We start from the raw sequence: 8,713 nt of genomic DNA on the forward strand, positions 1-8,713 counted from the left end.
AAATCATGGCTATTTCACTTTTTTGCGGCCAGTCCAGCTATCCCCGTACGGATTCCGCTACAGCTAACCGCTACCAAGCTTTGGCAGAAATGACAGCTAGTCTTGGATACGAAGTTATATTTGTAAACCGACACCCTGTCTTGCGCGTGAACGAACCTGAGTTACCACAACCAGAGTTCAGAACTATCAATGTATCAGGATTGCGGAGAGAATCATCGTGGCTCAAACGACAGTTGGTTCGACTGGCTTCTGTTCCTCGTGAGTTTATTCGAATTATCAAACTCAAGAGCTCGGGATCTATCGCCTTTGTCAATATTTATAGCCAGTTTTCCCTGGATTTGGTGTTTTACTACTTTGTCGCGAAATTGGTGCGTGCTCAGTGTGTCCTGCATGTGGTTGAGTGTCGATCTAGTTTCATGAATCGGAGCCCTATTCTCAGACTAAATGATCTGGTGTTTGAGTTTTTTGCGCCGCGCCTATTTGTTAAGTTCGTTGCTATAAGCACCTTGATTAAAAATTCAATTGTTGTAGTTAACTCTGGGGCAAAAGTGGTTGTTATTCCACCTGTTTGTAAGTTTGATCGGATTGCAAAGATTCCTCGGATAAATCGCGACCGCCCATATTTTTTATACTGTGCTTCACTTGCCTATGAGGATGTTGCTTGGTTCGTTATTGAGGCTTTCTTAAGTGCTGGTGTGCCAAATGTAGATTTGATTCTTGTTTTGAATGGAGACCCATCCGATCGAATTCGTAATGCATGTGAAATGAATGATGCTATTGGTTTATTTTCTCAGCTTGACTATGATAAGCTTATTGGGTTTTATAAGGGGGCTCATGCGTTATTAATTCCCCTTAGAAATATTCACCAAGATATCGCCCGCTACCCCCAAAAAATTACAGAATATTTAGCCTCAGGTAGGCCAATAATCAGTTGCGGAATTGGTGAAGTGGGACGGCACTTTACACACGGTACTGATGCGTTGCTGACCGATAAATATGATGTTGTTGAGTATGCGGGTATGATGAAATTCTCACTAATGGATAGTTCGGATATTGAAAGCATCGCCCACAAAGGGCTCTGCCTTGGAGCAAAGCTGTTTGATGCGCGCGCCCAAGTGAAAAATCTCCAGTCGCTATTGAAATGTTAAAACGTATATTGCTATTCGTTTTAACAAGAGTTCTCCCTGAGCATCGCAGGCCAGTGTGGTATAGACGGTTGCTAGGTGTTAAGACTGGCGAAAGAAACCGATATGCCGGCGCAATCAACTTCGGCTCAGAACCATATCTTGTCGAGTTGGGTAACGATATTACTCTTGCCCAAGGTGTGACCTTCATCACGCACGACGGTGGTGCTCGACTTTTTCGTAAGGAATATCCGGGGTTGAACGTTTTTGGAAAGATTAAGATAGGCAATAACGTTTTTGTTGGTAGTTCTGTCACTATTCTTCCTGGGGTGTCTATCGGCGACAATGTGGTGATTGGGGCTTGCAGCTTAGTTAGCAGATCAATCCCGTCTAATGTTGTGGTTGTTGGTGTTCCCGCGCGAATTATCAAATCTATCGATGTTTATAAAGAAGGGCTGCTGAAGAATGGCGTATTACTTGACCCGGAAATTAATCGATCACAGCAGATTGTTAAACATTGCGAGCATCTTGCGCCAAAGATGCCTGCTTGAATATTGGTGAATAATATATATACCATCGCACTAGTTGTTGGGCTGGTTTCATTACTGTCCAACCCGTCATTCCTCTTGTTTGACTGGTTGTCATCATCGATAGATTTCTACGAGACCAACGTCGACACCCCAAACCCAGACAGGGGCATGTTCAACCAGATACGAGTGGATAACTCACTTCGATTTGTTCTGCCGGCATCGGATATTAAAAACAGTAGGGTATATTTTGTTCTGGATCGTTTTATTGGTCAGCCAATACCTGAAGAAGAGTTAAAGTATTTCTCCCAAAGCCTAAATGTTGTTGCTCATGCTGGGCAGCGCCTCGTTGTCAGGTTTATCTATGATTACCCATCAGCCGACTTGGTCTCCTCGGGATTAACTTTGCGACGAGCGCGTACCGCTTCACCAGAAATGATGTCAACACACATTCGCCAGTTGGCGGAAGTGCTCAGACGGCACTCCAAAGCCGTTTTCGCGGTGGAGTCAGGGCTAATTGGGTTTTGGGGGGAGCAGCACGGCGACACGCCTGACAAGCAGACCCATCGCGGAGTTGCTGCTGTTGTTGCCCAGTGGCGGGCAGAATTGAAGGCGACCAATATCTTGGTTTTGGCTCGTTATCCGAGTGCGCTGCGGGAATATGTACGACGCAACCCGGAAGTGCTGAGTCAGCAACCTTTGGTTGGTTATTGGAATGACTGTCTTGGTGCCTATGACGATGAAAATATGAATTCTAGGGAAGTGACGGTGATTTCGGGTGAAACGTGTAGCCTTCCGCCTCGATCTGATTATTCATGCGTCAATATGACCACCTACTTTAAAGCAATTCAATTGAATCTACTTCATGCCGGTTTTTTTACGCCGACGATTGAGCGATGGGCAGCCGAAGGTTGTCTGGAGGACCTTCGGCGTCACCTTGGGTACCGTTACGTTATTCGTGAAGTCAAGCTGACAAGTGACGGCACCAAGCTGGCGTTGCGGATTGACAATGTGGGTTGGGGGCAGTCCCGTATTTCTCGTCCCTTATATTTGGTGGCGAACGGTCGTCGTATTCTGAAAGTTGCTGATTTGATGGATTTTGCACCAGATTCAACCAATCGCATTCAAATTAATTTAGGCATGTCGTGGGATTGGAGATCGGAAGTGCTTTCATTGGAAACGGACGATAAAGTCCAGTTTTCCAATACAACAGGCAACCTCCTGCACGTGCCTGGACCTGCACATTAAGTACTGCCGCCATCACATTAACAAGCCAATTTATGACCAAACCAAGTTTCACTGTCAGCGTACGACGAGGTGTTTTGTACATTTACGGATCGTTGATGTTGGCGCTCGTCTTTGGTCTGGCTACGAGTAGCCTATCCGCAAGGCTGATGACGGAAAGCGATTTTGGTCTGTACCGTTTTGTCATCAGTGTTGTCACGGTGCTTGCTGGCGCGCTCACGCTGGGTCTGTTTTCATCGGCAGGAGTCTTGCTGGCTGGCCGGGGTGGCGGCACATTTCGGAAAATGGTGGCCCGTGGTGCTAGCACGCAAGCATGGCTGGCAGCAGCTGGTTGCACTATCGGTGTAGGTGTTGCATTGCTTGCAAATAGCGCACAGGCCAATTCATATCTCTGGATGTTAGCAGCCCTTCTGGGTAGTGCAATGGTGTGGCCAATACTGCTGCAAGAGGTATTGCGTGCAAGAGGTAATTTCGTCGGTTTGGCTGTACTAAACGCTGCGCCGACAGCGCTATTCCTGCTGTTACTTGCGGCTTCATGGTTGTTAAACTTGGCTCTGGATGTATCGCTCTGTGCCACCTTATATTTTTTCTCGCAAGCCTTTGTCGTTTGGGTTCTGGTGTCGCGACATGGTCTTGCGCTAAGGCCACACAGAATCGCCCATGCATATTTATTCAAACGTAACCGAAATCTCGGCTTAAATGTGTACTTGGGTACTTTTTTGGCTGCACTAACAGCTCAAGCAGGTATTTTTGTATTACAAGGTGCCAAGACACCGGTTGAAGTAGCTGTTTTTGCATTGGCAGTGACGGTAACTTCACCATTGACAATGCTACCTAGCGCAGTGGGTACAGCCTACTTTAGTCGTCTTCCTGGGGCGCCTGGTTTTCCTGCGAAGGTGCTCCAATTCGCTTGGGTTGCCGTATTAATTATGGGGTTGATATTTTATTTTGCGGCGCCATTGGCAATACATATTCTTTATGGTGAACGTTACGCTTCGGCAACGGTTCCTGCTCAACTATGCGGCATCGCGGCCCTTCTGCACGGAATGGGGGATGTGTATAACCGTTACTATTTGGCGAATCGAGATACATCGTTCCTGCTCAAGCTCGCGTGTATCGTCTGTGCTTCGGCTTTCTTGGTGGGAATTCCTGCTGGCGTGTTTTTTGGCGAATTAGGTGTTTCTGTCGCTAGATTGATTGCCTCGGGTACATACGTATTTTTCTTGGTCTACCAATATCACATCGTACTGCGTCGATTTGGCAATAAGGGAGCGCTAGAGTGAATGACGAATGTGTGGATGTCGGCCGGATAAGGTGCCGTCAATGAGGGTTGTCCTCTACTCGCTCAACTACCCCCCCGAACTTACCGGCATCGGCAAATATAGCGGCGAAATGGCTGCTTGGCTGGCTAATGCCGGTCATAAGGTGCGTGTAGTTACGGCTCCACCGTATTACCCGGATTGGAAGGTAGGCGAGGGCTATTCTGTAACTTTGTATCGTCGCGAACTACTCGCAGGGGTAGATGTTCATCGTTGTCCGTTGTGGGTGCCGGATCGTCCTTCTGGCTTGAAGCGCTTGATCCATTTGGGGTCTTTCGCGCTTTCTTCATTGCCTGTGATGTTGCGTCAGGTGTTCTGGCGCCCGGATGTGGTGTGGGTGGTAGCCCCAGCTTTTTTTTGCGCGCCCGGTGCGTGGTTGACTGCTCGTTTGAGCGGGGCGCCGGTCTGGTTGCATGTGCAGGATTACGAGGTGGATGCGGCCTTTGATCTTGGCTTGCTCAAGGGGGAGCGGATCAAACGTTTTGTCCTGGCCGTTGAGCGCTTCATTTTCAAGCGTTTTGATGTGGTGTCGACCATTTCCGGTCGAATGCTGGACCGTGCCTTGAGCAAGGGGGGGCGGGCGGATCGGGCGGTGATGTTTCCTAACTGGGTGGATATTTCTTCCATTCATCCCCGCTTGGCGGGGGGTAGCTACCGGGCAGAGTTGGGTTTTGCGGCCGACGATGTGGTGGCGCTGTATTCCGGCAATATGGGGAACAAGCAGGGGCTGGAGATTCTGGCCGATGCGGCGCGTTTGCTGGTGAGCAGCCCCAAACTACGCTTTGTGTTTTGCGGCAATGGTGCGGGGCGGGCCGATCTGGAGGTGCGTTGTGCGGGTTTGCCGAATGTGACCTTCCTGGATTTGCAGCCGCTGGAGCGCCTGGGCGATTTGCTCACATGTGCCGACATTCATTTGCTGCCCCAGCGGGCGGATGCGGCTGATCTGGTGATGCCGTCCAAATTGACGGGCATGCTGGCGAGCGGCCGCCCGGTGGTGGTTACGGCGCATCCCGGTACCGAGGTGGCGCGGGTGGTGGAAGGCTGTGGTCGGGTTGTGCCGCCGGAACAGGCGGATGTGTTCGCCGATGCGATTGCTGTGTTGGCGGGTGACGCTGAGCAGCGTGCGTGTTTTGGTAATGCAGCGCGGCGCTATGCGGAAGAAAACCTGGACAAGGACGCGGTGTTGCGGCGGTTCGAGGCGGAGTTGTTGAAGTTGAGCGGGAAGGTGCATTGATGACGACACCCAAGGCACTATCGACGGATTTTGCCGAAATTTCGAAGTGAAGCAATCCAGAGCGTGTAACTTTTAAACTACAGTTTTGCTATGATTGAACTGCTTCGCTATCAACGTGATGACGGCCGGGAACCGTTTTCTGAATGGTTGAATGGCTTGCGTGACAAGGTGGCGCAGGCGCGTATTCGTATTCGGTTGCGCCAGGTTCAGGCGGGCAATCTTGGCGATGTCGAGTCTGTGGGCGAAGGTGTTATCGAGTTGCGCGTTCATGTAGGTGCTGGGTACCGGGTTTATTGCGGCCGACATGGGAAAGCCGTCGTGTTGTTGCTTTGCGGTGGTGACAAGGGCAGCCAGGCTGCAGATATCAAGCGCGCCAAGGACCTTTGGGCTGAATGGAAAAGGAGACAGGTATGAGCAAGGTGAAGGCAGTGGTGTCTCATCATGAGTTGGAACTTGCCGAGTTGCGGGCTGATCGTGAGTTAGCGGTGGAGTATTTGAAGGCGGCAATGGAGTCGCTGGATGATCCGGATAACCGGGCAGCGGGTTTGCTGGCGCTACGTACGGTGGCTGAGGCCTATGGCGGACTCGGTGCGGTGGCTGCGGAGGCAGGGATCAGCCGGGAGGCGCTTTACCGTGCACTTTCGCCCAAGGGGAATCCGACACTAAAAACGCTGTTGGCCGTGTTGAAAACGGTGGGGATGCGGCTTTCTGTTGAGCCAGAACATCACGCGCATGCGTAGGTGAGCACGTTGCAGTTTAAGGATTTATCGCAAGCAGAATTCCACAGCGCCATGCAGGCTTTGCCGCTGGTGTCGGTGGACTGGGTGGTGGTGGATGTCGATGGCCGGGTGTTGACCGGCTGGCGCGAGAATGCGCCGGCGCGGCATTGCTGGTTTACGCCGGGTGGGCGGATTCGCAAGGGCGAGCCTTGGCAGGCTGCGCTGGCGCGGGTGGCGGCGGTTGAGCTGGGTGTGGACGAGGCGACGGCGCAGGACTGGGCGGGGCGGGCGCGGTTGATGGGCGTGTGGGACCATTTCTACCCGGATAGCGCGTTTTGCGCGAGCACGCCGACGCATTACGTGAATTTGCCGCATTGTCTGGTGCTGGATGCTGCCGAGTCGGTGGCCTTGAAACTGGCCTTGCCGGGCAAGCTGCAGGCGGTGGATGGGCCGCAGGCGGCTTATCTGGCCCAGCACGGTGCCTGGCGCTGGCTCAGCCCGGCTGAAGATGCGGCGCATGAGCAGCCTTCGCATGCCTATGTTCAGCCGTATTTGCGCTGGGTGGCGGAAGAATTGAGTTTTCCTGGAGTGATTTGATGAACGTTCAACCTTTGATCCTGTGTGGCGGTTCCGGCACCCGGATGTGGCCGCTGTCGCGCGAGCAGTTTCCCAAGCAGTTGCTGAGCCTGGCGGGTGAGAGCTCGATGTTGCAGGCCACGGTGCAGCGGCTGAATGGTTTGCCGCTGGCGGGGGCCGGGTTGGCGGCGCCGATCTTGATCGGCAACGAGGAATACCGGTTTTTGATGGCCGAGCAGTTGCGCCAGATTGGCGTGGTACATGGCGGGATGTTGCTGGAACCCTGCGGGCGCAACACGGCGCCGGCTTTGACGCTGGGGGCATTGCTGGCGCGGGCGGATGGGGATGACCCGGTGCTGGTGATCATGCCGGCGGATCACGTGATCCAGGATGAGGCGGCTTTCCGGGCGGCGGTGGCGGTGGCTTTGCCGCTGGCGGATGCGGGCAGGCTGGTGACTTTCGGTATCTGCCCGACGGCACCGGAAACCGGTTATGGCTATATCCGCGTGGGCGAGCCGCTGGGCGAGGGCGCCAGCCTGGTCGAGCAGTTTGTCGAGAAGCCGGATCAGGCCACGGCCCAGGGCTACCTGGACAGCGGCCGGTATTTGTGGAACGGCGGCATTTTCGTGATCAAGGCGTCGGTGTGGCTGGCCAGGATGGCGCAGTGCCGGCCGGATATTCTGGCGGCGTGCGAGGCGGCGTTTGCCGGTCGGCAGCAGGACATGGATTTCGTGCGGCCGGACCAGGCGGCGTTTGCGGCTTGCCCGGCGGAGTCGATCGACTACGCGGTGATGGAGCCGCTGACGGCGGCCGGCAAGAATACCGGCGAGGTGGCGGTGGTGCCGCTGGATGCGCGCTGGTCGGACGTTGGCGCCTGGAGTGCGCTGTGGGAGATCGGCGACAAGGACGCGGCCGGCAATGTTTTCAAGGGCGATGTGCTGGCGGTGGATACCGCCAATTCGCTGGTGATGGCGAGCAGCCGGCTGGTGGCAACGGTGGGGCTGCAGGATGTGGTGGTGGTGGAAACCGACGATGCCATCCTGGTGGCGGACCGCCGGCAGATCCAGAAGGTGAAGGATGTGGTCGGCCAGCTGAAAGCGGCGGGGCGTTCGGAGACCAGTTCCCACCGCAAGGTGCATCGGCCCTGGGGCTGGTACGACAGCATCGATTGCGGTCCGCGTTTTCAGGTCAAACGCATCGTGGTCAATCCGGGCGGCGTCCTGTCGCTGCAGATGCACCACCACCGCGCCGAGCACTGGATCGTGGTGACGGGCACGGCGCGGGTGAGCAGGGGCGATGAGACTTTCCTGGTGTCGGAGAACGAATCGACCTACATCCCGCTGGGCACCACCCACCGTCTGGAAAACCCCGGCAAGCTGCCGCTGGAGATGATCGAGGTGCAGAGCGGGTCTTATCTGGGCGAGGATGACATCGTGCGGTTTGAGGATCGCTACGGGCGGTAAATCGATGATCCGTTCCAAGGGCTTTCCGCTTTCTCTGTCCGCTGCGCATTTATGGCGGGATGATGCACCGCTGAAGTCTCACTATGCGTATCAAAAGGCCAAGGCCGGCGACAAGGATGCCGCGCTGGAGCTGGTGGTGGATTTGGCGGTTACCTGGGTCAGCGGGCTGCGTGAGAGATTGAAGCCCGCGTTGGTTTACGTTTCTCCCCATGCGCAGGAGGCAACTGGCGATAACGCGATTCCGCAAACGCTGGCGGCTGTGTGTGCGACGCTTCTGGAAGGCGATGTCGATACAGGGATCGTGCAATCCGATCGTGTCTATCACACGGGGGCTGATCCTATGGAGCGGATGGCAGCGAGAGCGCAGTTCTTCGGCAAGGTATTAACCCGGCAAATATATAGGGCGTTTGTGGTATGATATTGGCATGGATAAAGAAGACGCCCGCAAGCTCAGTCCAGAGCAACAAAAGGAGAAGCGCAAGATAGCGCTTCGCATGCGAATGAAC

10 protein-coding genes are annotated in these 8,713 nt (G+C 54.1%); all 10 read left to right on the plus strand.

Translation table 11 applies throughout. The annotated features are described in order from the left end of the window. The first annotated feature begins 5 nt into the window (after positions 1–5). The gene (locus ACE3OV_RS13920) at positions 6–1,148 is read left to right on the plus strand and encodes a glycosyltransferase (RefSeq protein WP_374327910.1); all 1,143 of its coding nucleotides are present in this window, start codon (positions 6–8) and stop codon (positions 1,146–1,148) included. Next, positions 1,142–1,675, plus strand: coding sequence for an acyltransferase (locus ACE3OV_RS13925; protein ID WP_374327911.1), 534 nt, complete (start codon positions 1,142–1,144; stop codon positions 1,673–1,675). The genes ACE3OV_RS13920 and ACE3OV_RS13925 overlap by 7 nt, the downstream gene beginning before the upstream one ends. Positions 1,676–1,681: 6 nt before the next feature. Further along, the gene (locus ACE3OV_RS13930) at positions 1,682–2,899 is read left to right on the plus strand and encodes a DUF4874 domain-containing protein (protein ID WP_374327912.1); all 1,218 of its coding nucleotides are present in this window, start codon (positions 1,682–1,684) and stop codon (positions 2,897–2,899) included. 95 nt (positions 2,900–2,994) lie between these two features. Further along, positions 2,995–4,179: a lipopolysaccharide biosynthesis protein gene (locus ACE3OV_RS13935; RefSeq protein WP_374327914.1), complete on the plus strand. Its 1,185-nt coding sequence runs from the start codon at positions 2,995–2,997 to the stop codon at positions 4,177–4,179. 40 nt (positions 4,180–4,219) lie between these two features. Next, complete coding sequence (locus tag ACE3OV_RS13940; RefSeq protein WP_374327916.1) at positions 4,220–5,449, plus strand: glycosyltransferase WbuB; 1,230 nt, start codon at positions 4,220–4,222, stop codon at positions 5,447–5,449. 90 nt (positions 5,450–5,539) lie between these two features. Continuing rightward, complete coding sequence (locus tag ACE3OV_RS13945) at positions 5,540–5,863, plus strand: type II toxin-antitoxin system RelE/ParE family toxin (protein ID WP_374327918.1); 324 nt, start codon at positions 5,540–5,542, stop codon at positions 5,861–5,863. Further along, positions 5,860–6,189: an addiction module antidote protein gene (locus ACE3OV_RS13950; RefSeq protein ID WP_374327920.1), complete on the plus strand. Its 330-nt coding sequence runs from the start codon at positions 5,860–5,862 to the stop codon at positions 6,187–6,189. Before ACE3OV_RS13945 ends, ACE3OV_RS13950 begins: the two co-directional genes overlap by 4 nt. Further along, on the plus strand, positions 6,190–6,765 hold the full coding sequence (locus ACE3OV_RS13955; protein ID WP_374327922.1) for an NUDIX domain-containing protein: 576 nt from the start codon (positions 6,190–6,192) through the stop codon (positions 6,763–6,765). After that, positions 6,765–8,207, plus strand: a complete 1,443-nt coding sequence (locus tag ACE3OV_RS13960; protein WP_374327924.1) for a mannose-1-phosphate guanylyltransferase/mannose-6-phosphate isomerase — start codon at positions 6,765–6,767, stop codon at positions 8,205–8,207. Before ACE3OV_RS13955 ends, ACE3OV_RS13960 begins: the two co-directional genes overlap by 1 nt. Positions 8,208–8,211: 4 nt before the next feature. Then, positions 8,212–8,625, plus strand: coding sequence for a hypothetical protein (locus ACE3OV_RS13965; RefSeq protein WP_374327926.1), 414 nt, complete (start codon positions 8,212–8,214; stop codon positions 8,623–8,625). Positions 8,626–8,713 lie beyond the last annotated feature (88 nt).

Source organism: Azonexus sp., from assembly GCF_041909095.1.
GTDB lineage: Bacteria > Pseudomonadota > Gammaproteobacteria > Burkholderiales > Rhodocyclaceae > Azonexus.